Below are 519 nucleotides of genomic sequence, written 5' to 3' on the forward strand. Positions count from 1 at the left end.
CTCCCCCCCGCCGGCGGGCTGCGGCCCGCCCGGTGGCTCGGGAGTCGGCGCCTCGGGCATCGGCGCCTCGGGCATCGGCGCCTCGGGCATCGGCGCCTCGGGCATCGGCGCCTCGGGCATCGGCGCCTCGGGCATCGGCGCCTCGGGCATCGGCGCCTCAGGCATCGGCGCCTCAGGCATCGGCGCCTCGGATGTCGCCGCGGTGGGCGACCCACCGCCGGCCGGAACGGCTGAGGCCCGGCGAGCCCGATGAGGGCGCCCGGGGACGCGACCGAGCCCCGCCACCCGTCTCACCGGCGGCTCCCTTCCTGCCTTCTTCCCGCCATCCCGCGACCGCGCGGACGTTCCGATCCTCCCGCAAGCGTCCCGCAAGCTGGTCACGCGGAAGATGTCGCCATCGTGCCGCATCGGCGACCAGCGAGAGCGGGTACCCCGCGTCAATCACCACAATCCACCATCTCCGGCACCGGCACCACGGCCGACGGCCCGGCCATCACGCCCCCGACCACCATGTCCCCC

The 519-nt window shown here is 76.3% G+C and carries 1 pseudogene; it reads right to left on the reverse strand.

Features of this window, described 5'->3' with window-relative positions:
* Window positions 1–97, reverse strand: a pseudogene (locus AC08OP_RS07420) (hypothetical protein); the annotation flags it as partial.
* Between the last annotated feature and the right edge of the window lie 422 nt (window positions 98–519).

The organism is Frankia sp. CeRuru1 (assembly GCF_977966315.1).